Below are 25469 nucleotides of genomic sequence, written 5' to 3' on the forward strand. Positions count from 1 at the left end.
GCTATGACACGTAAACAGAAGCGTTCGGCTGTAATCTTTGGTGCCCTTGGCGTGCTGGCTGTTGCCGTAGCGCTGGTTCTGACAGCACTGAGCGAGCAGGTAACCTTTTTTCGCACGCCGTCAGATCTTGTAAATGTCGCGCCGGGTGAAAGCGGACGGGTCCGCTTGGGCGGCGTTGTTGTTGAAGGCTCCGTGGATAACTCTCTGGAAGATGCTGTCATCTTTGCCGTGGAAGATGCAAATGCTGCATTAAAAGTACGCTATGCTGGAATATTGCCGGATTTATTTCGCGAAGGGCAAGGCATTGTTGCCGAAGGTGTTTTGGGCAAAGACGGAACATTTACAGCTGATACTGTGCTGGCCAAACACGATGAAACTTACATGCCGCGTGAAGTTGCAGATAGCCTGAAAGAACAGGGCTATTGGAAAGGAACTGAGGCGCAATGATTGTAGAACTCGGACATTACGCTCTTGTACTCGCTTTTGCCTTGGCGCTGGCTCAGATGGTATTGCCTTACGCAGGTTTACGCTATGATGACAGCCGGTTTATCGCCATTGCGCCATCATTGGCGATTTCTGTTTTTTTAATTCTGTCGCTTGCTTTCGGCGTACTGACATGGGCCTATGTAACGTCTGACTTCTCGGTTAAGAACGTATGGGAGAATTCCTACTCGGCCAAACCCTTGCTTTATAAGTTCACGGGCGTTTGGGGAAACCATGAAGGCTCGATGCTGCTTTGGGTATTGGTTCTTTCCTTTTTTGGCGCTCTGGTTGCTGTGTTCGGCAGCAATTTACCTGCCCGTTTGAAGGCCGGTGTTTTGGCGACACAGGGCGCAATCACACTCGCATTCACGGCATTTCTTCTACTGACTTCCAATCCATTTATCCGTCTGGTTCCGGCTCCAATTGAAGGCCAGGATCTTAATCCGATACTTCAGGACATCGGCTTGGCCATTCATCCGCCTCTGCTTTATGTCGGTTATGTCGGCTTCTCGATCTGTTTTTCCTTTGCCATCACGGCCCTGATTGAAGGTCGAATTGATGCTGCCTGGGCACGTTGGGTCCGTCCGTGGACCTTGACAGCTTGGCTCTTTTTGACAGCAGGTATCGCGATGGGTTCATACTGGGCCTATTATGAACTCGGTTGGGGTGGATGGTGGTTCTGGGACCCGGTTGAAAACGCTTCCTTTATGCCTTGGCTTGTCGGTACAGCGCTTCTTCACTCCGCTTTGGTCATGGAAAAGCGCGAAGCGCTGAAAGTCTGGACAATACTCTTGTCAATTCTTGCTTTTTCCTTTTCGCTTCTCGGTACGTTCCTCGTTCGCTCAGGCGTCCTCACATCGGTGCATTCATTTGCGAATGACCCGTCCCGCGGGCTGTTTATTTTGCTCATTCTCATCGCCTTTATCGGCGGCGCGCTTGTCCTTTTCGCCATGCGCGCATCAACGTTGAAAAACGGCGGGATGTTTCATCCGATTTCACGTGAAGGAGCGTTGGTTCTAAACAATCTGTTTTTAACAACGGCGGCAGCAACCGTTTTGGTTGGCACTCTTTTCCCACTCTTGGTCGAAGCGGTCACCGGCGAAAAAATATCCGTGGGCGCACCATATTTCAATTTAACATTCGGACCGCTCATGATCCCCTTGCTGATAGCGGTTCCTTTTGGTCCGTTTTTAGCGTGGAAGCGCGGCAATTTTTATGGTGCCTTTGAACGGCTTTGGATTGCGGCCGGGCTTTCGCTTTTTGTCGCTCTTCTTTTTGTGTATTTTATATATGAAGCACCAATATTGGCCGTGTTTGCTTTTGCTCTGGCGTTCTGGTTGATTTTCGGTGCATTTGCAGACCTTTGGGCTAAAGCTGGATTGCCGAAAGCAAAGCCCTCTGTCGCTTGGGCGCGCCTTAAAGGACTTCCGCGCTCATCTTGGGGAACTGTGTTGGCACACGCCGGTGTGGGGGTGACAACATTGGGTATCGTTGCCGTTACGACATTTGAAGATGAAACTGTTTTGCGGATGACGCCCGGGCAAACCACCCAGTTCGCCGGTTTTGATATGACCTTCGAAGAAATAAATGCGTTTCAAGGACCAAACTATACTTTTGATCGGGCTGTTTTTACCGTGGCGCGAAACGGTAAAACACTTGGGCAAGTTAAGCCGGAAAAACGAATTTACACGGCAAGTCGTCAGCCAACAACGGAAGCAGGCATTTTAACGCAAGCATTTAATCAGTTTTACGTATCGCTGGGAGAAAGAGTGGATGGCAGTAATCAAATTGTCGTACGTATTTGGTGGAAACCGATGGTTACGCTGATTTGGCTCGGCTGCCTCATGATGACGCTTGCAGGCGTGGTCTCTCTTTCAGACCGGCGTCTGCGTATTGGTGCGCCCGTTGCCGCCAAGGCGCGTCATAAGCCAAAAGTTCAACAAACAGGTGTGGCTGAATGATCATTCGCTTTCTGTCAGTGTGCATATTAGGGGTGCTCTTAAGCACTGCACCTGGCCTTGCCGTCAATCCGGATGAAATTCTCGACAATCCGAAGCTCGAACAAAGAGCACGTGATATTTCAGCGAACTTGCGCTGCCTTGTGTGCCAGAACCAGTCTATTGATGATTCCGATGCCGAGCTTGCCCGCGATCTGCGCGTTATTGTGCGTGAACGGCTGGTCTCCGGTGATACAGATGCACAAGTGATGGATTATGTTGTCGATCGCTATGGCGAGTTTGTCTTGCTTCGGCCGGCGTTCTCGCCGCGCAATTTTTTACTATGGGGAACGCCATTATTGGTGCTGTTTTTAGGCGCATTAGCCGCTTTCAGTTACAGCAGACGATATAGTTCCGGCACCGCTAGCCCTACGCCGCTTACAGAAAAAGAAGAGCAGCGCCTCAACGATCTTTTGGACAGAAAAAGAGATCAATAGTCACTCTCGAAAGTTTGACATGTCGGTTACTAAAACTAACGTTAGTATACCGCAAAGTTCAATTTGAGGTGTGCTATGACGACTGAGAAACGCGAATTTCAATCCATATCCGGTGAAATGCTTGCTGCACGGTTTGACCGGCCGGACGGTAAGATTCGCGGTTACGCGCTTTTTGCGCATTGCTTTACCTGCACAAAGGATATTTTGGCTGCGCGGCGTATTGCAACGCATTTGTCGCGTCTTGGTGTCGCTGTATTGCGCTTCGATTTTACGGGCCTTGGTTCCAGCCAAGGCGAATTTGCCAACACCAGCTTTGCATCCAATGTTGAAGACTTGGTCAAAGCAGCAGAATATATGCGCGCACAGGGTGAAGCACCATCCATCCTTATCGGGCATTCGCTTGGCGGGGCGGCGGTATTGGCTGCGGCAACAGAAATTCCTGACATCAAAGGTGTTGTCACCATCGGCGCACCCGCTGACGCGGAGCATGTGCTGAACATGTTCGATGATAAAATCCCGGAAATTGAAGAAAATGGTGTGGCCGAAGTGGTCCTTGCCGGGCGCAAGCTTAAAATTGGCAAGGGATTTATAGAGGCTGCGCGCGACACCAATCTGGTGGATAAAATCGCAAAGATAAAAGCATCGCTTCTGGTGATGCATTCACCGATTGACCAGACCGTTGGCATTGATAATGCAACACGCATATTTGTTGCGGCAAAACACCCCAAATCCTTCATATCTCTCGATCATGCCGACCATCTGCTTTCAAGTGAAAGTGATGCTGAGTTCGCTTCTGAAATGATCTCGGCATGGGCCTCGAAACTTTTACCCCAAGATGAACCGCAAGGTGAGACGGAGATCGAACATGTTCGGGTAAAGGAAACGCGTGACAGCAAGTTCCAGAACACGGTTCAAGCCGGAAAGCACCGCCTGTTTGCCGATGAGCCTCAGTCCGTTGGCGGAACCGATACCGGTCCCAGCCCTTATGATTTTCTGAGCGCCGCGCTTGGCGCCTGTACTTCCATGACACTGCGTATGTACGCCGACTTTAAGAAACTGGACTTGGGAACTGTAACTGTGGATGTCAGTCACAAGAAAATTCATTTCAAAGACTGTCAGGAATGTACGGAAAGCGAGAAGCAGCAATCAGGTAAGATTGATCGCTTCGAGCGTCAGATATCCATAGAAGGGGAGGTTTCCCCTGAGATCGCTGACAAGATTGAGGAAATAGCCAATAAATGTCCGGTGCACCGAACCTTGGAAAGTACAGCAAAGGTTGTAACCAAAGTTGTGGAGGCCACCTGAGCGTAGAAAAATGTGGCTTTATAACGGCGTGAAAATTACAATTTTTTCATGCACTGGAAAGGTTGTTGCAATGTGAACTTCGATAACAAGGAACCTCCAAAGAACGTAATTTTTACAATCTTTGAGTGGTCCAACGCCTGATGAAAAACAGGTTTATTCGAGGAATTACAATGCAAAAAATTACAAAACGTCTTTCTCAATCTGCTCTTGCTCTCGCGGTCATCGGCGCAGGGTTTACAGGTTACACTGCTTCGTCAATCTTGCCGGCCTATGCCGATGCCGTTGACGTGCAGACAGCAACCGTACCGGGATTTGCTGATATAGTTGAAGCGGTATCGCCAGCGGTCGTTTCTGTCCGCGTAAAATCAGATGTGCGACCGGTATCCAACCGTGGCGGCACTTTCCAGTTCGATCCCCGTGGTGATTTCGAAGATCAGATGCGCCGTTTTTTCGAAGACAGAAGTGGTAAAGCGCGTCCCGACCGTCAGCGGCGCTCGGAGCGCTTTGATAAAGCCCGCCCGATTGGCCAAGGCTCAGGCTTCTTTATTTCCGAAGATGGTTTTCTGGTTACCAATAACCATGTCGTCGATGGCGGAACAGAGTTCACAATTCTGATGGATGACGGCACAGAGCTTGATGCCGAGTTGATTGGTAAAGATCAGCGCACAGACCTTGCTTTGTTGAAGGTCGAAGAGGAACGCAAATTCACATATGTAGAATTTGCTGATGAAAATGATATCCGCGTTGGCGATTGGGTGGTTGCTGTCGGTAACCCGTTCGGCCTTGGCGGCACGGTAACAGCAGGTATATTGTCAGGTCGCGGCCGCGATATCGGTGCCGGACCCTATGACGATTTCCTGCAGATTGATGCTGCTGTAAACCGCGGTAACTCCGGTGGCCCGACATTCAACCTTTCTGGAAAGGTTGTCGGCATCAATACGGCAATTTTCTCTCCTTCAGGCGGCAATGTTGGTATTGCGTTTGCTGTGCCTGCAACGCTTGCAAAAGACGTGATTGCCGATCTGAAGGATGATGGCTCCGTAGAACGCGGTTGGCTTGGCGTTGCAATTCAACCGGTAACCGCTGATATCGCGGAATCACTGGGTCTGGATAATCAAAACGGTGCGCTGGTCTCCCAGCCTCAAAAAGGAGCACCTGCTGAAGATGCCGGAATTCGCGCGGGTGACATCATTACCGAAGTTAACGGCGTTGCGATTAAAGGCCCGCGTGAACTGTCAAAAACCATTGCCGGAATTGATCCGGGGTCATCGGTTGAGATCACAATCATGCGTGGTGATAAAAAACGCACGGTCGATCTCACTCTGGGAGAACTGCCACGCGATAAGGTTGCGGGTCTGGAAGCCGAAAAGGAAGTTGATCCAACGGCGATGGAAGACCTCGGTCTGACTGTGATGAAAAATGATCAGGGCGAAGGCATTCTGGTTACATCGGTGGAGCCGGGTTCAAACGCGGCTGAAGCGGGCATTCGTGCCGGAGATATCATCTCGGAGATTAACAACGAAACGATTAACTCTGCGAGTGATATTGATGCGCAAATCGCCGCTGCCAAGAAAGAAGGCAGAAAGGCAGCCTTGCTTCGTTTGGAGAATGAGAACCGTAGCCGCTTTGTGGCTGTGCCAATCGGTTAATCGGTTCTCCAACCTCATAAGTTCCGGCTGATATTCAGTATATCGTTGTTCTCGCCGTGAACTGTACGGCAGCGGATACCCCCTTCATATTCGCTGCCGTATTTTTGCTTTCAACTTTCACGCGGCATTGTTAAACATGGCTATGAAATTTCTTATTATTGAAGACGATGTCGAAGCGGCGAAATATTTACGCCATGCACTGGATGAGGCAGGGCATGTCGCTGATCTGGCGCATAATGGCATTGATGGTTTTGCCTTGGCAGATCATGGTGGCTATGACGCGCTGGTCGTTGACCGAATGATGCCCAAGCGTGACGGATTGTCTGTCGTTGCAGAACTGCGCGAGAATGGCGACAATACGCCCGTTCTTATATTATCTGCATTGGGCGAGGTTGATGATCGTGTCACTGGTCTTCGTGCCGGTGGTGACGATTATCTGACCAAGCCATATGCTTTTTCAGAATTGCTTGCGCGATTGGAAGCATTGGTCAGACGCGGCAGCGCCAGCGAAAATCAATCGCAATATCAGGTAGGCGATCTCGTGCTTGATCGTTTGTCACGTGAGGTGAAGCGGGCCGACCAGACAATTCTCTTGCAACCGCGTGAATTCCGTTTGCTGGAATATCTTATGCGCAATGCGGGGCAGGTCGTCACACGCACAATGCTTTTGGAACATGTGTGGGATTATCATTTTGATCCGCAGACAAATGTGATCGATGTTCATATTTCAAGATTGCGTAGCAAGATTGAAAGAGGCTTCGACAAGCCGCTTCTGCATACGATCCGCGGCGCCGGCTATGTGATGCGCGCATAATGCTATCAAGATTCTCTTCCATGATGAAAACGACTGCGGCGCGGTTATCCGCGCTGTATCTGCTGCTGTTTTCGATATGCGCGATCTTTCTTGTTTTCTATATGACGCATCTGGCCGGTGGTTTTCTCATCAACCAGACAAGAACGTCTTTGAACCAGGAACTGCAAAGCCTCAACCGTGTCTACAATCGCGGCGGCATTCGACTGTTGGTTCGCGAAATTGATCGTCGCTCGCGCAGACCGGACGCTTTTGTCTATCTGGTTTCGGATCAGCAGGACCGTATTCTCGCAGGTAATATTGCTAAAATCGGTCGCGGTGTTTTGAAGAAGGAAGGCTACACGCCAAAACCATTCCGTTACACGCGCATTGGTGAGGAAAACGAAGAACTGGATGACGATGATGCGCCGCGGGCGATAGGCCAGCGTATCAAATTTCAAAATGGGCTGACCGTTCTTGTCGGACGTGATTTGGGTGAGCCTGACCGGTTCAAAAAGATTATCAGAAGCTCGCTGGGTTTGGCTCTCGGCATTATGGCTCTGGGCGGCTTGTTGATATGGTTCTTTGTCGGGCGGCGTGCGCTACGCAGAATCGATAGCGTTTCAAAAGCGAGTGCGGACATTGTCGGCGGTGATCTGAGCAAGCGCTTGCCGGTCTCAACGGCCAATGACGAGTTTGATCGTTTGTCCGTCAGCCTCAATGCGATGCTTGGCCGTATTGAGAAGCTGAACAGCGGTTTGCGAGAAGTCTCGGACAATATTGCGCACGATTTAAAAACGCCGCTCACACGGCTGCGAAATCGCGCAGAAGCCGCTTTGCGCAGTGGCAAATCAGATGACGATTATCGTGATGCCCTCAATGATATGATAGCTGAATCCGACAAACTCATTCAGTTATTCAATGCGATGCTGCTCATCTCAAGAGTGGAGGCCGGATATTCCAAGCATAGCGAAACAGAGCTTCAGTTAAACGAAATTGCCGAAGGTGTTGCGGAGCTATATGAGCCTTTGGTCGAGGAATCCGGTGGTCAGTTGATCTCCAAAATCGACGATAATTTGGTTGTAACTGGAAACAGACAACTCATTGGTCAGGCGTTGACGAACCTCATCGATAATGCCGTCAAATACGGTCAGAGCGATGACACAATTATCTCTATTTTAGGCAAGCGTTCCGACGATCAGAAAAGCATAACTCTCGCCGTTGAAGATAATGGTCCGGGTATTTCGGCTGAAAATTGTGAACGTGCTTTGCAGCGGTTTGTCCGTCTGGATGAGAGCCGTTCCGAGCCGGGCTCCGGTCTTGGTCTCAGCCTTGTTGCCGCGATTATGGATATGCACAAAGGAACGCTCACTTTAGAGGATGCCGGTCCCGGATTGCGGGCAGTTCTGACATTTCCAATTCAGAAGACAACTGCTAAGACCTAGTCATAATCTGACGAGGTTTGATTTGAACGCTTCCGAAAAATGGTTTGGTAAACCGCCCGCACATTTGTTTTTCGCTAACACGCAAATGCTTGATGAAGCGAAAGCCACGCTTTTGTCAGCAGCACGCAGTGCCGGTGCTGAGAAACTCGCCGCATGTATCGACAATAAAGACGATGCACTTACGGATTTTCTAGCGAAAATAATGTGCCTGTCTCCCTTTTTGCGAAGCGGCATTTTGACCTTCGTTGAAGGGCTTGAAGCTGTCTGCGAGCATGGCTTGAACAACAGAATTCAAAGCCTTGTCGATGACGCATTGCAATTGGGCAACTCACCTGATTTGAGTGAGGCTGAATTGATGTCCAGCTTAAGGGTACTTAAGCACGAAGCCCATATTTTGATTGCGCTTGGCGATCTGGCGCAAAGCAATAGCGTCGCAACCACAACGCATTTTCTTTCCCAATTAGCCGAAAATTGTCTTAGTTCCGCGGTGAACTGGCTGCTTAGATCAACGGCCGAAAGCGGCAAGATCGAGATTGCCGACCTGCAAAATCCGTCCAAAGATTGCGGACTAGTGATTTTAGGGATGGGTAAGCTCGGCGGTCGGGAGCTCAATTACTCATCAGACATTGATATCGTTATTTATTTCGATCTTAACGCCAAGAATATGAAGTTCGCTGAAGGTCAAGACGCGACTGAAGTGATGAGCCGTTTCGTGCGCCGTCTTGTGCGTATTATGCAGGAGCGTACCGGCGATGGATATGTTTTCCGCACCGATCTGAGATTGCGCCCTGACCCGGGCGCCACACCTTTGGCTGTCAATGTTGATGCAGCACTTCATTACTATGAGAGCAGGGGGCAGAACTGGGAACGTGCAGCTTTTATTAAAGCCCGTCCAGTGGCCGGTGATCATCAGGCGGCACTATCGTTTCTCAATGAGCTAAAGCCGTTCATTTGGCGTAAATATCTTGATTACGCAGCCATTTCCGATGTGCAGTCTATCAAGCGCCAAATCCATGCCCATAAAGGCCATGGTAAAATTACCGTGCATGGCCATAATTTAAAATTGGGCAGGGGCGGAATACGCGAAGTCGAGTTTTTTGTTCAAACACAGCAGCTGATTGCAGGCGGCCGCGCGGAAAGTTTACGGCACCGTGAAACGGTGGAGATGCTCAACCGGTTGGCCGAGGAGCATTGGATTGATGTGTCAGTGCGTGATGAAATGTCCGCCGCCTACAGCTTTTTGCGGCGGGCAGAACATGCAGTTCAAATGGTCGCGGATGAACAAACGCACGATTTGCCCAAAGATGATGAAGAGCTCGCAGTGATCGCAGGTCTACTGGGGCTGGAAGATGTTGCAGCGTTCAGTACGGAGTTGATGAAGCATCTCAAAATTGTCGAGAAGCATTTCGGCGACCTGTTTGAAGACGAGCAAACTCTAAGCGGTCCAGCGGGCAATCTTGTTTTCACAGGGGGTGATCCCGATCCTGATACTTTGAACAATCTAAGCGCAATGGGTTTTGAGCGGGCAATTGATATTTGGAATATTGTGCGCACTTGGCACTTCGGCCGGTACCGTGCGCTGTCTTCTGCCAAAGCGCGTGAGCAACTGACAGCACTTTTGCCAAGCCTGCTGGATAGTTTTGCACAATTTGGTCAGGCCGATGAAACCCTGATTAAATTCGATAAGCTTTTGGCCGGTTTGCCCGCAGGCATGCAGCTATTCTCAATGCTGAATTCCAATCGGCAACTGCTTGGGCTGATGTCCAAAATATTATCGTCGGCGCCGCGGCTTGCCAATATCGTCACCGCACGCCCGCTCATTTTTGACGGCATGTTGGAGCCTGCATTTTTTGAACGTATGCCGGACCATTCCGAGCTTCAGGAACGCCTGAATTTCTTTGTCGGGGAGGGTAGAGTTTATGAGGATGTGCTCGACCGTTTGCGTATATTTGCCGCCGAGCAACGTTTCTTAATTGGCGTTAGAATGCTGACCGGATCTATCGACCCGCAAACAACCGCCAAGGCGCTATCCGCTCTCGCGGACATGTTGCTGGAGAAAGCTCTGATCGCTGTTACGGAGGAAGTTGAAGCAAAGCATGGCGTCATAGAAGGCGCATCCATGTGTCTGGTTGCCCTTGGCAAGCTGGGAAGCAGGGAAATGACAGCGGGCAGCGATGTCGACCTGATATTGATTTATGATGCGCCCGATGCTTTGGCCGAGAGCGATGGTCAGAAACCTCTGACACCTTCGCAATATTTTGCCCGTGTGACACAGCGCCTTATCGCCGCTCTGTCTGCGCCGACTGCGGAGGGTGTTCTCTATGATGTTGATTTTCGCTTGCGCCCGTCCGGCAATAAGGGACCGCTAGCAACATCTCTAAAGGCGTTTTCCAGATATCAACGCGAAGATGCCTGGACGTGGGAACATATGGCTTTGACGCGGGCGCGGCCGGTCTGCGGTGATCCAACACTGATGGAAAAATTTGCGGACGAGCGCAATGAGATTATCTGTATAAATCGTGAGCGCGAACAGATCGTCGCCGACATTGCTTCCATGCGCCTTCGTTTGGAAAAAGAAAAGCCCGCCAAATCGATCTGGAACCTGAAAATGGTCCCCGGCGGTATCGTCGATATTGAGTTTTTGACGCAATATTGGATGCTGACTGACTTACCAAATTGTAAGGCTGGTTTAACGAACCGTAATTTGAATGCCCATGGTGCTGGAGATATTCTCAGACTGCTTAATGAAGAAATCATTGCTGAAAATGACAGGAAAGAGCTGATTGAGGCTTTGGACATTTACAGCAAAATCAGTCAACTGATTGCACTGTGTTCGGCGGAAAAATTTGACCCGCAGAGTGCACCAAAGGGTTTGGTGGAAGAATTGTGTGCGGCTACAAACATGCCAGATATCATCCAACTGGAAGCCCATCTTCAAGAGCATAGTCACGCTGTTCGATCAATTTTCGAACAGTATATATCTCTGGAGCAGCCCTGAAATAAACACAGGCACTTAAAGCTCCAGCTGGATCAACAATGATGCATGGAGAATAAAATGTCTGTATTGAAAAAAACAACAATCGCAGTTTTGAGCGTAGCGGTAATTGCGGGTTCCGTATCGGCTTCATTTGCTGAAAAACGCGGTGGCGGACGCGCAGAGATGCGCTTTGAAAAAATGGATGCCAATAGCGATGGTAAGCTTGATTTCGCCGAGTTCAGCGCGCCGCTGATCGAGCGTTTTGAAGGCCTTGATGCCGATAGCAACGGCGTCGTTACCAAAGCTGAAATCGAAGCTCTTGAAACAGAGAAAAAGGGCGAAAAACGCCGGGCAATGAGAATAGCAAAGCGCTTCGATCTTGATGGTAATGAAGAAGTAACACGGGCAGAACTTGAAAACCGCCAGCAGAAATTTTTCGCCTTGATGGATAAAAACGATGATGGTTTTGCAACGCTCGACGAAATGCCGAAGCACGCTAAGAAAAGAGGCGACCGTAAAGGCAAGAAAGAGCGCGGTGACCGCGGCTAATCGAACGTCATAATCAAGAGGCCGCTTATTCAGCGGCCTCTTTTATCGTGGCATCATGTTCAATGGGAATACGCACAGAAACGATCGTTCCTTTGCCTTCCACTGAACGAATTTTCATCGAGCCGCCATGAAGTTGCGCCAGTGACTTGGAAATCGCGAGGCCAAGGCCAGAACCGGTGTGATTTTTGGAAAATTGGTTCTGCACCTGTTCAAATGGCTTGGCTATGCGCTTTAGTGCTGCTTTGGGGATGCCGCAGCCCGTATCTTCAATCGTAATTTGCAGGGCATTGGAAAGTGCTTTGCAGCGCACTTTGATGCGGCCACCTTCTTCGGTGAATTTTACCGCATTGGATACCAGATTAATCAGAATCTGCTTCATTGCCCGGCGGTCCGCAAGGATCGACATGTCGCAACTGATGTTCTGCTCAACGTGAATGTTTTTCTGCTCGGCCTGAAGTGAAAGCATTTGAACGCTTTCCTCGATCAGCGGGCGAAGCTCAATATCTTCTTTTTCAAGAACAACACGGCCCGCTTCAATTTTAGACATTTCCAGAATGTCATTGATAACGCCAAGCAGGAAGCTGCCGCTTTTATTGATATCTTTGGCATATTCATCATAACGATCAGAGCCAAGAGGCCCGAACATCTTGCTTTGCATAATGTCAGAAAAGCCGATGATTGCGTTAAGCGGTGTACGTAGTTCATGGCTCACATTGGCTAGGAATTCGGTTTTCGCCAGATAGGCAGCTTCCGCAACTTCTTTTGCCTTGAGATATTTTTTGTTGAGCTCGGAAAGCTCCATCGCTTTAAGCTGTGATTTTGTACGTTCGATAGTCACTTGTTCAACGGATGAAATAAGGCACTTCTTACTTTCCTGAAGGCGTTCTTCTTGGAGTTTCAACTGCGTGATATCAGTGCCGACAGAGATCATGCCACCGGCCTGTGTCTGCCGCTCATTGACCTGCAACCAGCGGCCATCAGCGATTTGCCGCTCGTAAGTTTTCGATGTGCCCAGTTCGTCATCGCTGACAAGACGACGCTCGATCAATGGCTCCCTGATCAACTTTGTAATTTGACTGCGCGGGGTGCCCGGTATCAGGGCTTCGTCGGAAAGGCCGTTATATTCAGCGAATTTCTTGTTGCACAGAACCAGCTTGTCATCGTCATCCCAAAGTGAGAACGATTCAGATGTGCTTTCAATAGCCGCTTTCAAGTTTTGGCTGGCGATTTCTGACTGTTCTGCAAGACGGTGGTTTTCTGTTACATCAACGGCAATGCCGATCAGGTGGTTGCCGCCGGATGGATGTTCGACGAGTTTTGTGCGAATACGCAGCCTTACAAAGTGACCTTCCGCGTGCCGCATACGGATAATTTCATCGACAGCGGTAATTTCATGTGCGGCAGCGCGCTGGGCAAGTTCGAACAGGTCCATGTCTTCGCTGTGAACCATCGGAGATATCTCGCCGAATGACAGCACATCATCGATAGGTTCATAGCCCAGCATTTCAAACATTGACCGCGACCAGAAAATACGGCCGTGAGCCAGATCCCAATCCCACAAGCCGCAATGACCGCGTGCGAGTGCCATCTCTACGCGTTTCAAGGTTTCGCGATAAACTTTTCCGGCTGACCGGCTGCGTGCGATTTGTGCAAAATAGGCATAAAGCAAAATGATGAGAATGCTGGAGGTCAGCGCAAACACAGTCACCGTAAGCGCGCATCGTCGTTGCCAGGCGGCATAAAGGTCCGCCTCGGATTGCATAACGGCGATAACTGAAGAACCACCGCCAATTTTTGTGGCGCTAACAATGTGCGGTGTTCCATTCAGCAAAAGTTCCTGAACGCCAGCATCTTGTCCGAACAGAAACAAGGCTTGCGACTGACTGAGAATTGCAGGCAGATTTTTCCCGAACAGCGATTGATCACCGCCGCGCATGCCAATGATTTCGCCATCTTCGCCCGTAACAACAACGAACCGGCCTTCATGAGTTGCTTCAGGAGGCAGGACACGCACGAGTATTTGTTCAAAATCCGGGCCGCTTACCGGCGCAAAGCCATTGTCACGGGCGTTGTCGACAGCACTTTTTGCAGAAGACGCGAGTAGCGAAGCAAACATCCGGCCTTGCTCGCCAGCGATTTGCCGGTCAGCCAGCAATGTTGTGCCGCGTACAAAAAACAAGCCGCATAGGAAAATCATAATTAAAATGGGTATGGAGCGCTTCAGATAAGGTTCCAAAACTGAAATCGGGCTTGCCACCGGCTCCGCAAGAAATTTTGCGTGGCCTTCCATTCCGTCAGCATCAAACCTCGTTAGATCAGCGAATGACAAAGTGGTCCCCTTAGCGCCAAGCAGCGCTTTGTAAAACAGCCCCCATAGCTGCCCTCTGCAGTGATTTTGGATACGCAGCTGCCGAAACACAACGAAGCAGCTAGACACAATGAATCAAAAGTGATTCCCTGTGTCTAGTCCCTTGAGTCAAATAATTAAGAAAAACTTTAACAGTTTTATCTTTGTTCCGTTTTGAGACGGTTTTTACGGACTTGTTAAGCCAGTGTTCGCTCAAGAATATCGCGCACATCGCGCGACAGTTTCTTTTTTGCTGCCAATGTTTTGAGCGCCTCATGTGCATGGCCCGCACGATCTTTCTCTAAATTGCGCCATGAACGCATAGCGGTAATCAAACGCGCTGCAACTTGCGGGTTAATTTCATCCAACCGGCCGGTCGCATCACATAAGAAACGATATCCCGCACCATCAGCCCTGTTAAAACCGGTTGGATTGCCAATCGCAAACGAGCCGAAAAGAGAACGGACACGGTTTGGATTCTCCCAAGAAAAGTTTTCCGCTTTGCTCAAGGCTTCCACTCTCTCAAGAGCATTGCTGCCGGGCATCATGGCCTGAATAGCGAACCATTTATCCGTCACGATTGCATTGTCCGCGTACTGTTTCTTAAATGCTTCCAGCGCTGAGGCAGTTTCTTCTGCATAAGGCGCTTGAAGGGCTAGAATGCTTAAAGCGTCCATGCGGTCCGTCATGTTGTCTGCATTGGCAAAGTGGTTCGCCACCAGTTCCAGATCACCGTTCGCACGAACGATGAGACCAAGGGCCGTATTTCGTAATGCCCGTATGCCCGCGCTGGAGGCATCCGGTACGAATGGCTTTGCAGGTTGAAGCTTCGAATAAGTTGCCTCAAGGGACACCAAACACTCTTGCGAGATTGCTGCGAGAATGTGTGTGCGAGCCGTATGAATAGCATCAGGGTCGATGTCACTCCCGATTTCGCGGGCGATATCTGCTTCGCTAGGCAGGTTAAGGCACAGAGCTCGATATGCCGGCTCTAATGTGTCATCATTCAATATTTCATGCAGAATTGTTGTCAGTTCAGGTGAGGTGGAAATTTCCTCACCCTGCTGAACATCCTTTGTCGCCTGTCGTAGCTGGCGCATAGCAAGGCTGGATAAAGCCTCCCAGCGTGCAAAAGCATCGCTGTCACGGCGTGCCAGAAATGCCAGTTCTTTGTCGCTGCGCTCGGGTATTGTCGTTACAGGCGCTGAAAAGCCGCGCAATACAGAAATGACGGGCTTTTGTTCAACACCCTCGAATTGGATTGTGTGTTTAGGCTCGCGCACATGGATAACATCGCCGGTCACATCAGCGCCGGTGACGCCGCTAAACGACAGATCACTGCCCTCAGGCCCAACAAGCCCAAACCGCACCGGAATATGCATCGGCGCAACTTCGCCGGTGACAACTGTCGATCTTAAACTCTGTGTAATGTTGACGGTAAAGCGCTTGTTTGCTTCGTCATAATTTGTTCCGATTGCAAGATTTGGCGTTCCTGCCTGATCATACCAGAGCGCAAATTGTTTGAGATCAGCGCCGGTTGCATCTTCAAAACATTTTATGAAATCTTCAATCGTTGCAGCATCGCCATCATGGCGTTCAAAATATAGATCAAGCGCACGCTTGTACCCGTCTTCGCCGACAATTGTCTTGAACATTCCGACGACTTCAGAGCCTTTTTCGTAGACGGTCGACGTATAAAAATTGTTGATCTCAGAATAACGCTGAGGCCGCACAGGATGGGCGAGAGGGCCGGCATCTTCAGGAAACTGGTGCGCGCGTAATCCGCGGACTTCGGCAATCCTTTTAACAGGAGCCGACCGTTCGTCAGCGGAGAAAGAGTGGTCACGATAAACCGTAAGCCCTTCTTTCAGGCATAGCTGAAACCAGTCGCGACAGGTGATCCGGTTTCCTGTCCAGTTATGAAAATATTCGTGGGCAATAATGGCTTCAATATTCGCATAATCCTGATCGGTGGCAGTTTCCGGATCTGCCAAGACATATTTGTCATTGAAAATGTTGAGGCCCTTATTTTCCATCGCGCCCATGTTAAAGTCTGAAACCGCAACGATCATGAATATGTCCAGATCATATTCGCAGCCATAAACCTCTTCATCCCACTTCATTGAGCGGATAAGCGAGTCCATGGCATATGCCGCCCGTGGCTCTTTGCCGTGTTCAACATAGATTTCGAGAGAAACTTCACGGCCTGAACGGGTGGTAAAGCTGTCTTTGAGAACACCCAGATCACCGGCGAAGAGGGCAAACAGATAAGCAGGCTTTGGATGTGGATCATGCCACACTGCAAAGTGGCGACCATTATCAAGTTCACCTTTGTCAGTGCAATTACCGTTGGACAGCAGCAATGGGACCGTATCGCGGTCGCCTTCAATGCGCACCGTGAAAACAGAAAGGATATCCGGTCGGTCAAGGTAGTAAGTGATGCGGCGGAAACCTTCGGCCTCGCACTGTGTGCAGAAATTACCTGAAGTTCGGTAAAGGCCCATCAGCTTCTTGTTTGCAGTCGGATTGATTTTGGTGACAATTTCAAGCGTAAAGGCATCGCTATCCGGAAGCTGTGTAATGCTTAAGCCATCGTCATTGAGTGTGTAATCATCACGGGCGAGCGCGCTATTGTTGATCGCTATGGATACCAGCTTCAGCTCATCGCCGTCCAACTCAAGCGGTGCGTCGGTGGCAACGCCTTTAGCGCGGCGTATCGTCAATTTGGATGTGACGACAGTCTCTTGCGTATCCAGTAAAAAATCCAAATCTACCTTATCAATCACATAGTCACTGGGACGATAATCTTTGAGTAGAATAGCTGTTCCTGATTGCGTACGCATAAATGACCTTAAGGTGAGGAGGGGTGGAAGGGTGAATGTTCGTTATACTGAAATCTATGGGGTGTTGTTAAGCGTTTAAAGACATTTTCGGCTATCGTGGAATGTTTGATGAACTTTAAAGCGTTTTTTGTGACGTGCTTGCTTCAAATTTGAGGAACAATTGAGCTTTTAAAGCGTTTTGTCTCAGGGTCGATACAATAACGAAAAACGCAAGGAGACAACATGTCTAAAGGCACAGTTCCAGTTGACGCGCTGATCGTGGTCGGGTCCGGTGAAGGCGCCCATTATTTTCGCAACATTGGCACCAATCTTGATATTAAGCTCAAAGACGAAGGCGCTTTAAAGCCCGGTGATCTTGCAGATCAAGGCCCGTCAGGAAAGCAACCACCTGATATGTCGGCCAAAGAATCAATGGAAATGACATTTTCCAAAATATTGGCATCTGACCTTTATGATAAAGCGCACAAAGGTTCTTACAAAGATGTTGTGCTGGCTCTTGATCCCGAAACATTGGGCGAAGTGCGCCCGCTTCTCCATAAAGAGGTGTTGAGCAAAGTCTCGATGGAATTGCCCAAAACTCTCGTAAACCACCCTGTTACAGACATTGAACGGTCTCTATCTGCCGCAGTGAACTAGCATCAGGTTTAAATCGTAAAAGTATCAGGCACCTTGTTTCTGGCAGGGTGCCTGATTTGTTTCCGGCATTTAAAATGCAAATAAACCGGTTTCTACGCCATCTGTTTAAACGCCGTGTTCAGACGGGTCGGCTTCTTCCTCAGAACGCGGATCGAGCTGATACATCTCAGGCGTTTGCGTGCGTCCGAATGACGTATAGGCAAATTCACCACGCTCCTCTTCGCTCGGTGCATCAGCTACTTTCAAGCGCAATATTGTGAAGATGGCAAAGGCAGCAAAGCCAAAATGAATGGCTGAAAACAATCCTGAACTGCCCATAAAGCCGATCAATAGGCCCGCGATGATAGGACCAATCATAGATCCAACAGCATAGACAATCAGCAGGCTGGATGAGGTTTCGACAAATGCACCCGGTTCGGCGTGGTCATTGGCATGAGACACGACGAGGGAATAAAGCGGCATCAGCACACCGCCAAAAAGGAACATGGCGACAAACAATGTTAAATTGGTCGTCGGTTCATAAAAGGTAAGAATACCGGACACCAATATGCCAACGAATGTACATGCGAGCATGACATAACGGCGGTCCATTTTATCGGAGGCGCGGCCGAGCGGAAATTGAAGGACAACGCCGCCAAGCATAGCGACCACAAGCATCACAGCGATCTGCGAGCTGGAATAACCTAGAAGCGAGCCGTAAACCGGCGCCTGATAGCTCCATGCGCCGAATGTAAAGCCCGTGACAAGCGCGCCGATGGTCGCAACCGGAGACATTGAATAAAGGCGTCTTAGATCGACTTTTACCTCTGCTGGCGGCTGGGGCGAAATAGCAGGCGAGACACCGGTCGGAATAACAGCGGCTGCATAGCTCATGGCGGCAAAAATAAACAGTGTGGTAAGAGCAGGGTCCGACGTTACCAGCAAAAACTGCCCGATCATGAGGCCGACCGTGTTGGTTACCATATAGGAAGAAAACACAAAGCCGCGCGACTCGTTGGAAGCACGCTCGTTAAGCCAGCTTTCGACCACCATATAAGCACCTGACAAGGCAAAGCCAGCAACACCCCGCAACAGGAACCAAACCGGAATGTTGACGAAAACAGCATGTGCCATCAGCGAAATCGCAAGCATGGCAGCCATAACCGCATAGACGCGCACATGACCGATACGGCGAACAAGCCACGGAATATAAATACAGCCTGCAACAAAGCAGGCGGCATAAAACGCGCCCATAAAACCAATCGTCAAAGGCGACCAACCTTCAAGTCCTGCGCGCAGCGGCAATAAAATACCGGTCAAACCAGACCCGATAAGAAGAAAGAATGTCGATATCAACAGTCCTGCAATAGGGCGAAGCTGTAAAATCATTTTGTAATTGTACCGATAAAATGGGCTTTAAATTTGCGGCCTCTATGCGCCGTTCGTGCTGGCTCGGATTAAGTAAATACGACGTATAAATCAGCTTTGTGACGCATTTAGAATATTTGCTATTTTGCCGCAAGCTTCGCTTTGAGCGAAAGCAAGTCCAGCCAGGCATTGCGCTTCAACCGCGGCTGATTGATCAGCATTGCCGGATCAAATGTCGCTATGGCTTCAATGTTGAAATTGGGAAGCATTGTCCACTTGCCACGTGCCTGCATAATCGTCTGACGTGTTTTTAAAATGTGCCTTGCAGCACCATTGCCCAGTAAAAGGATCAGTTCGGGCTGGGCAAGTTGTATTTGTCTGGCAAGGAAGGGCGCGCACATGTCCAAATGCAGCGGTGTGGGCGCGGAATTGCCCGGTGGGCTCCAGGGCACACAATAAGAAATGTAAACATCATCATGGCGCGATAGGCCGATCGCACTCAGCATTTTTTCAAGCAACAATCCGTTCGGGCCAGAAAATGCACTGCCTGCATTGTCGTCGATTCCTGTTGGCGCACCGCCGATGATCATAAGTTTTGCGCCGCGCTTGCCGCCTTCAAAAATCGTGGAGCGGGCACTTCTTTTAAGGTTGCAACCTTCAAAAGTTTCAACAGCCTGTTTGAGCGCATCCAGATCGCTTGCCGCATCAGCCATGGCGATCGCTTTGGCGATGACTTCCTCGGTGGGCAGGGTAACTGCTGCATCGGCCTGTGCAATGGGGCGCGGCGCATCTTTAATGCGCTTGCGCGGATCCATTTCCATCAGGGCAGGTTCGTGCGGGTCCGTACTTTTGCTGTTTGCGGGAGCAGCATCGCTTTCGGTGCGTTTTGGCTCAGGAGCAGCCTCAAAACGATCCAGTGCAACATCTGATATAGGGAAATCCAACCCGCTCTCGGCATAAAAGCGGAGAAGGGAGTGAATTTCTTCTACAGTCATATCGTTGGCATTATCGGTATCGCTCATTGCTCAGTTCTATATCGTGCACCGCTACGCATTAAAAGGTAATTCGATGATTAAAGACTGGCAGGTGCGGTGAGAAAATATAGGTGCTTAATAGCGCCAACAGACATATCATTGACGTTAACGTCAAAATTAAATACGACGAACGGAATAAAAGTGTTGGTGATCGCGATGCTGGCTGTATTTGGTCAAAAGGTCTGGCACTGTTAAGACGATACAACCTCAGCGAATGCTGGGCTAATACATATTCGGGAGATATTGATGAGCGATAACCCAATGAACGAACCACGCGAGAGTATGGAGTTTGACGTTGTTATTGTTGGTGCGGGACCGGCCGGTCTTGCCGCAGCGATAAAACTTAAACAGCTCAATGAAGAACTTTCCGTCGTCGTTCTGGAAAAAGGCGCTGAGGTTGGCGCTCATATCCTGTCAGGCGCGGTTGTTGATCCGATTGGTCTGGACAAATTGATCCCTGATTGGCGTGATGACGCTGAGCATCCGTTGAAAACACCGGTGACAGACGACCAGTTTTTGTTTCTTGGACCTGCGGGCTCCATCCGCTTGCCAAACTTTGCAATGCCGCCTTTGATGAACAATCACGGTAATTATATTGCCTCTCTTGGTAATGTAGCGCGTTGGCTGGCTGCCCGTGCCGAAGCACTTGGTGTTGAAATTTACCCTGGCTTTGCGGCTGCCGAAGTCATCTATGATGAAAGCGGCGCAATGAAAGGTGTTGCAACCGGCGATATGGGCATTGAAAAGGACGGCACGCCCGGTCCGATGTTTGCGCGCGGCATGGAACTGCATGGCAAATATGTATTGATAGCCGAAGGTGTCCGCGGTTCGCTTGCCAAACAGCTGATCAAAAAATTCGATCTCGATAAGGATTGCGAACCGGGCAAATTCGGCATCGGCATTAAAGAGCTTTGGCAGGTTGATCCGGCCAAGCATAAGCCAGGCCTTGTTCAGCACTCATTCGGCTGGCCGCTGGATATGAAAACAGGCGGCGGTTCATTTCTCTATCATTTGGAAGACAATCAGGTTGCCGTCGGCTTTGTGCTGCATCTGAATTACAAAAACCCTTACCTGTCACCGTTTGAAGAGTTCCAACGCTTCAAGACCCATCCGCGTATTCGCGAAACATTTGAAGGCGGTAAGCGTATTTCTTATGGTGCGCGCGCCATTACGGAAGGCGGCTGGCAATCTGTACCTAAAGTGTCATTCCCGGGCGGCGCACTGATTGGTTGCTCGGCAGGTTTCGTCAATGTGCCGCGCATTAAAGGCTCTCACAATGCGATACTTTCCGGCATACTTGCTGCAGAAAAAGTTGTTGAGGCGCTTAGTGCCGGCAAAGCAAATGACGATGCGCTCATCACGTATGAAAATGAATGGCGCAGCAGCGAAATCGGCAGCGACTTGAAAAAAGTCCGTAACGTCAAACCGCTATGGTCACGCTTTGGAACGGCACTGGGTGTCGGCATTGGCGGCATTGATATGTGGATCAACCAGCTTACCGGTGGCCGCTCGCTGCTGGGCACTTTGAAGCACGGCAAAACAGATGCGGAATCTTTGGAAAAGGCTGAAAAGCACAAACCGATTGATTATCCGAAGCCGGATGGCATTTTGACATTTGACCGGCTTTCTTCTGTGTTCCTGTCAAATACAAACCATGAAGAGAACCAGCCGGTTCACTTGAAGGTGTTGAATCAAGAACTTCAGAAATCGTCGGAATATGCTGAATTTGCTGGACCTTCTTACCGTTATTGCCCTGCGGGTGTGTATGAGTGGGTGGATAGCGCCGGTAATACAATCACTGCACCGCATGATTATAAAGAGTCGGACGATGTACGCTTTCAAATCAATGCGCAGAACTGCGTGCATTGTAAAACATGCGATATCAAAGACCCGAACCAGAACATCAACTGGACAGTGCCGCAAGGCGGTGAGGGGCCGGTTTATCCGAACCTGTAACCCGTCGATCAGGTCTTGAAATTAAAGCGCGGCACACACCGCGCTTTTTATTGCGCAGATTGCGCTTCCCGCTCCTCTTCATCAACGCGCGGATCCATGGCAATAGTCTCTGTCGTCTGCATGCGGGTGGGCGACATATTCACAAAATCGCTGCGCTGTTCGACCGGTACCGGCGCGCGCTGTGTGATGCGGTAGATGGCGTAAACAATCAACAGAACATGAGCGATTGCGGTCGTAATGAAGAGACCCGACGGGCCTGTAAATGACATAACACCGCCGGCCATCAGCGGTCCGGCGATAGAGCCGCAGCCAAATAGCAACAACAGGCCCGAAGATGTTCTTAAAAAGTAATTATCGGGCGCATGGTCATTCGCATGTGCGACGATGACCGGATACATGGCAAAAATACAGGCGCCGAAAAGGCTCGATGCAATAAGCACGGCTATCGCGCTTTGTGGCTGCCAGAACACAAAATAGGCATCACACAGTGCCGCAATGGCAACCACGGCAACGAGTACGATGCGGCGGTCCATTTTATCCGAATAATAGCCAATCGGTACCTGGGCCGCAGCGCCTGCAAGAATCGAGACACTCATAAATAAAGCAATGGCAGGCACGGAAAGGCCGATTTGTTCGCCGTAAACAGCACCGAGCGTCCCAAAAGCACTGTTTGATACGCCGATGAGAATAACGGCGGCAACAGCTACGGGAGAGTTTTTCCAGAGTGTCGCCAGATCAAGCTTGGTTTCTGTCAAAGGTTGCGGTTGCTCGGAAGTGTAAAGGGAGGTCGGGAGCAGGGCAAAAGAATAGAAAATCGCCGCGACAACAAAGAACAAAGGCGCATTGCTATCGCCGAGTGTAATGACCATTTGACCGGCGGTAACAGCGGCAAGGTTGACCATGGTATAAATGCCAAATACGCGGCCGCGCACATTCGCCTCAGAGCGCTCATTCAACCAGCTTTCAACAATCATGGCCGCGCCTGCAAAGCAAAAACCTGCCACGCCGCGCAGCGGAATCCATGCCGCGGGATGGAGCGCGATAAGCGAGCCGAGAATTGACACAACTGCGAGCGCCGTCATGGCGCTGAAAGCACGGATATGGCCAACGCGCTGCACCGTATTGGGGACCAGCAGACAGCCAAGTACAAAGCCGATGGCCCAGCCTGTGCCTAAAAGACCAAGCGAGAAAGATGAAAACCCTTCTATAGAACCGCGCAGCGGTAATATCAGGCCATTGACACCGCCCGCGAACATTAAAAATGCAGAGCCAATAAAAAGCGGTGTCGTTGAGCGTGGTAGTGCAGGCATGTCGGTCCCCGAGATTTACATAAACATGCGTGATTTGCGGCGCTGGCTCAAGCCTGAAGGCTTCTGTCTTTAGATATAAATATGGCCCGGCAAAGTTTGCCGGGCCTTACTTAAAAGCATATTTGTTGTGTTTTTATTTCAGTGTGATTTGTGTAAATCCAACCGCGACATTGACACCTTCAGATGCTGACAGGCTGAGTGGTTGCAGCGCGAATGAATCCGAAGAACCGCCAACTAGAACGTTTGCGCCAAGACCAGCGGCGAAGGCTGCTGATGCAGATGCACCGGAATAGGTGCCTGCAAGTGCATTAGGTGCATATTTATCGGCTTCAGCGGCGACAACTGTCCAGCCAATGATTGACTTGCCGGTAACGCCAATATCTACGCCATATTTATCGATTTGACCGACATAGGTTTCGGTCGGCTCACTGGCGTTGGCAGGTGTAAATGAGCACGTCATGTCTTTTGATGAGCCGAATACAAATCCTGTACCGCCATCAACTTCACATGTTAGTTGGCCCAGCTGGACGCCTGATTCTTGGGCATTCGCCTGCGTTGCAAGTGGCAGCGCAGCAAGCGTGGCAGCAGATGTAAGAGCGATAATATTGTTACGTAAAGTCATGATTGTGACCTCTCGTTTGGCTGTGTTCAAATCGAACTAAGCGTTAGAATGAAGCGATAGTTTTCCGCTCAAACAAAGTTTGTTTTTGCGTATATCGCCCTGCGTGGGTCTACAATGCGTGTCGGGCTTTTGAGTTCCACATTCAGCGCGGATTGTGAAACTCAACTAATGTTACAATTTATAGCAAGCCGTGTGTTTTTATTGAAATGCGGTTTCCGAAAAACTGCGGAGCTTGCGCGAATGCAGGCGTTCTGAAGGCATTTGCCCTAACTTTTCCATTGCGCGGATGCCGATAATCAAGTGCTGGTTGACTTGCCGCTTGTAAAAATCTGTTGCCATGCCGGGCAGTTTTAATTCGCCATGCAGTGGTTTATCGGAAACACAAAGCAATGTGCCGTAAGGCACGCGGAAACGAAAACCGTTTGCTGCAATCGTTGCCGATTCCATATCCAAAGCAATCGCACGCGACTGGCTAAGCCGTTTAACCGGTCCGCGCTGATCGCGTAGCTCCCAGTTTCGGTTATCAATCGTAGCAACTGTGCCTGTGCGCATGATGGCTTTCAGTTCATAACCTTCAAGGCCGGTGACTTCCGCAACGGCCTGTTCCAGTGCGACCTGAACTTCCGCAAGGGCGGGGACAGGCACTGACAGTGGTAAATCATCGTCCAGCACAGAATCTTCGCGCACATAGGCATGCGCCAGAACATAGTCGCCAAGCGCCTGTGTATTACGCAGGCCGGCACAGTGGCCAAGCATCAACCATGCGTCTGGACGCAGAACCGCGATATGATCGGTAATGGTTTTGGCGTTGGAAGGCCCGACACCGATATTGACCATCGTGATACCGGCACCATTCTTTTTGACAAGGTGGTATGCAGGCATTTGCGGCAGACGTTGCGGCTCGATGCCTGATGCGTGGCTGGTTTCGCCATGCTTGGTAACCAGATTGCCCGGCTCTACAAACGCAATATATTCACTGTCCGGATCAGCCATTTCCTCACGTGCATAGGCGCAAAACTCGTCCACATAGAACTGGTAGTTTGTGAATAGAATAAAGTTCTGAAAATGGCTTGGACTGGTTGCCGTGTAATGGGCAAGACGGGCAAGCGAATAATCAATGCGTTGACCGGTAAAAGGCGCAAGCGGTGAGGGTTCGCCATCGCGCGGTTCAAAATCACCATTCGCAATATCGTCATTCGTCACATTAAGATCAGGCACGTCAAATACATCGCGGAGCGGGCGCACCATGGCGTCAGGGTCAGACTGGTCAACATATGTGCCTTCTTTAAAGGCAAAATGCAGCGGAATAGGGGTGCCGCTTTCGGACACTTCGACCTTGATGTCGTGATTGCGTATCAAAAGGCTGATCTGTTGTGTCAGATAGTTTTTGAAAAGATCGGGGCGCGTTACTGTCGTCTCATAATGTCCGGGCTGGGCCAAATGGCCATAAGCGAGCCGCGAATCGATCTTTGCATAACTGTCAGAACGAATGGAAAGTGCCGGATAATAGGCCCGTACGCGTTTGTCACTGTCGCCGCCGCTGATCAGCTTGTCAAAATGCTCGCGCAGGAATGCAGTATTGCGTTCATAGAGTGCATTGAGTGCAGCCACAGCATCTTCCGCATTATCGAAATATTGCGGTAAGGCTGCGGGCGGCAGCAAGTAATTGGATTTTGTAGAGGGGGTGTTGAGCGCCGATGCGCCCGCGTGTATTTTATTTTCTGTTTTCATGGCCGTTTATA

Annotated in this window: 18 protein-coding genes; 11 read left to right on the forward strand and 7 right to left on the reverse strand. The window is 50.0% G+C overall.

Translation table 11 applies throughout. The features are described from left to right. The first annotated feature begins 3 nt into the window (after positions 1-3). From ccmE to SU32_RS03230, 9 genes are all read left to right on the forward strand, one after another. Positions 4-447, forward strand: coding sequence for a cytochrome c maturation protein CcmE (gene ccmE / locus SU32_RS03190; RefSeq protein WP_053997896.1), 444 nt, complete (start codon positions 4-6; stop codon positions 445-447). After that, positions 444-2444, forward strand: a complete 2001-nt coding sequence (locus SU32_RS03195; protein ID WP_053997897.1) for a heme lyase CcmF/NrfE family subunit — start codon at positions 444-446, stop codon at positions 2442-2444. The genes ccmE and SU32_RS03195 overlap by 4 nt, the downstream gene beginning before the upstream one ends. Then, a complete protein-coding gene (locus SU32_RS03200; protein ID WP_053997898.1) occupies positions 2441-2917 on the forward strand; it encodes a cytochrome c-type biogenesis protein in 477 nt (158 codons plus the stop codon). Before SU32_RS03195 ends, SU32_RS03200 begins: the two co-directional genes overlap by 4 nt. A gap of 75 nt (positions 2918-2992) precedes the next feature. After that, positions 2993-4222 (forward strand): bifunctional alpha/beta hydrolase/OsmC family protein, encoded by a 1230-nt coding sequence (locus tag SU32_RS03205; protein WP_053997899.1) that lies wholly within the window; start codon positions 2993-2995, stop codon positions 4220-4222. Between the two features lie 170 nt (positions 4223-4392). Next, positions 4393-5871, forward strand: a complete 1479-nt coding sequence (locus SU32_RS03210) for a Do family serine endopeptidase (protein WP_053997900.1) — start codon at positions 4393-4395, stop codon at positions 5869-5871. Positions 5872-6013: 142 nt separating this feature from the next. Beyond that, positions 6014-6685 carry a response regulator transcription factor gene (locus tag SU32_RS03215; RefSeq protein ID WP_053998065.1) on the forward strand — a complete coding sequence of 224 codons (672 nt, stop codon included), beginning with the start codon at positions 6014-6016 and terminating at the stop codon, positions 6683-6685. Next, positions 6685-8106 carry a sensor histidine kinase gene (locus SU32_RS03220; RefSeq protein ID WP_053997901.1) on the forward strand — a complete coding sequence of 474 codons (1422 nt, stop codon included), beginning with the start codon at positions 6685-6687 and terminating at the stop codon, positions 8104-8106. The genes SU32_RS03215 and SU32_RS03220 overlap by 1 nt, the downstream gene beginning before the upstream one ends. A gap of 22 nt (positions 8107-8128) precedes the next feature. Beyond that, the gene (locus SU32_RS03225; RefSeq protein WP_053997902.1) at positions 8129-11104 is read left to right on the forward strand and encodes a bifunctional [glutamine synthetase] adenylyltransferase/[glutamine synthetase]-adenylyl-L-tyrosine phosphorylase; all 2976 of its coding nucleotides are present in this window, start codon (positions 8129-8131) and stop codon (positions 11102-11104) included. 57 nt (positions 11105-11161) lie between these two features. After that, positions 11162-11632 (forward strand): EF-hand domain-containing protein, encoded by a 471-nt coding sequence (locus SU32_RS03230; protein ID WP_053997903.1) that lies wholly within the window; start codon positions 11162-11164, stop codon positions 11630-11632. A gap of 25 nt (positions 11633-11657) precedes the next feature. On the opposite strand, the gene SU32_RS03235 is transcribed toward SU32_RS03230, so the two are convergent. Both SU32_RS03235 and pepN read right to left on the reverse strand, forming a co-directional pair. Then, positions 11658-13961 (reverse strand): ATP-binding protein, encoded by a 2304-nt coding sequence (locus SU32_RS03235; protein ID WP_053997904.1) that lies wholly within the window; start codon positions 13959-13961, stop codon positions 11658-11660. Positions 13962-14176: 215 nt separating this feature from the next. Continuing rightward, positions 14177-16822, reverse strand: coding sequence for an aminopeptidase N (gene pepN / locus SU32_RS03240; RefSeq protein WP_053997905.1), 2646 nt, complete (start codon positions 16820-16822; stop codon positions 14177-14179). 222 nt (positions 16823-17044) lie between these two features. Between pepN and SU32_RS03245 the strand changes: the two genes are divergently transcribed. Beyond that, the gene (locus SU32_RS03245; RefSeq protein ID WP_053997906.1) at positions 17045-17458 is read left to right on the forward strand and encodes a host attachment family protein; all 414 of its coding nucleotides are present in this window, start codon (positions 17045-17047) and stop codon (positions 17456-17458) included. Positions 17459-17563: 105 nt separating this feature from the next. Here the strand turns inward: SU32_RS03245 and SU32_RS03250 are convergent, their stop codons facing one another. Both SU32_RS03250 and SU32_RS03255 read right to left on the reverse strand, forming a co-directional pair. Continuing rightward, positions 17564-18826 (reverse strand): MFS transporter, encoded by a 1263-nt coding sequence (locus SU32_RS03250; protein ID WP_053997907.1) that lies wholly within the window; start codon positions 18824-18826, stop codon positions 17564-17566. A gap of 119 nt (positions 18827-18945) precedes the next feature. Next, positions 18946-19827, reverse strand: coding sequence for a uracil-DNA glycosylase (locus tag SU32_RS03255; protein ID WP_053997908.1), 882 nt, complete (start codon positions 19825-19827; stop codon positions 18946-18948). A 258-nt stretch (positions 19828-20085) separates the two neighbouring features. Here SU32_RS03255 and SU32_RS03260 point away from each other — a divergent pair, with 258 nt between their 5' ends. Next, positions 20086-21795, forward strand: coding sequence for an electron transfer flavoprotein-ubiquinone oxidoreductase (locus SU32_RS03260; RefSeq protein ID WP_201454865.1), 1710 nt, complete (start codon positions 20086-20088; stop codon positions 21793-21795). A gap of 47 nt (positions 21796-21842) precedes the next feature. Here SU32_RS03260 and SU32_RS03265 read toward each other — a convergent pair whose 3' ends face one another. The 3 genes from SU32_RS03265 to SU32_RS03275 all read right to left on the reverse strand — a co-directional run bounded on the left by SU32_RS03265 (position 21843) and on the right by SU32_RS03275 (position 25458). Further along, positions 21843-23105 (reverse strand): MFS transporter, encoded by a 1263-nt coding sequence (locus SU32_RS03265; protein ID WP_053997909.1) that lies wholly within the window; start codon positions 23103-23105, stop codon positions 21843-21845. A gap of 133 nt (positions 23106-23238) precedes the next feature. Beyond that, complete coding sequence (locus SU32_RS03270) at positions 23239-23727, reverse strand: DUF992 domain-containing protein (protein WP_082376415.1); 489 nt, start codon at positions 23725-23727, stop codon at positions 23239-23241. A 198-nt stretch (positions 23728-23925) separates the two neighbouring features. After that, positions 23926-25458: an AMP nucleosidase gene (locus tag SU32_RS03275; RefSeq protein ID WP_211097668.1), complete on the reverse strand. Its 1533-nt coding sequence runs from the start codon at positions 25456-25458 to the stop codon at positions 23926-23928. Between the last annotated feature and the right edge of the window lie 11 nt (positions 25459-25469).

The organism is Ahrensia marina (genome assembly GCF_001293565.1).
Classification (GTDB): Bacteria; Pseudomonadota; Alphaproteobacteria; order Rhizobiales; family Rhizobiaceae; genus Ahrensia; species Ahrensia marina.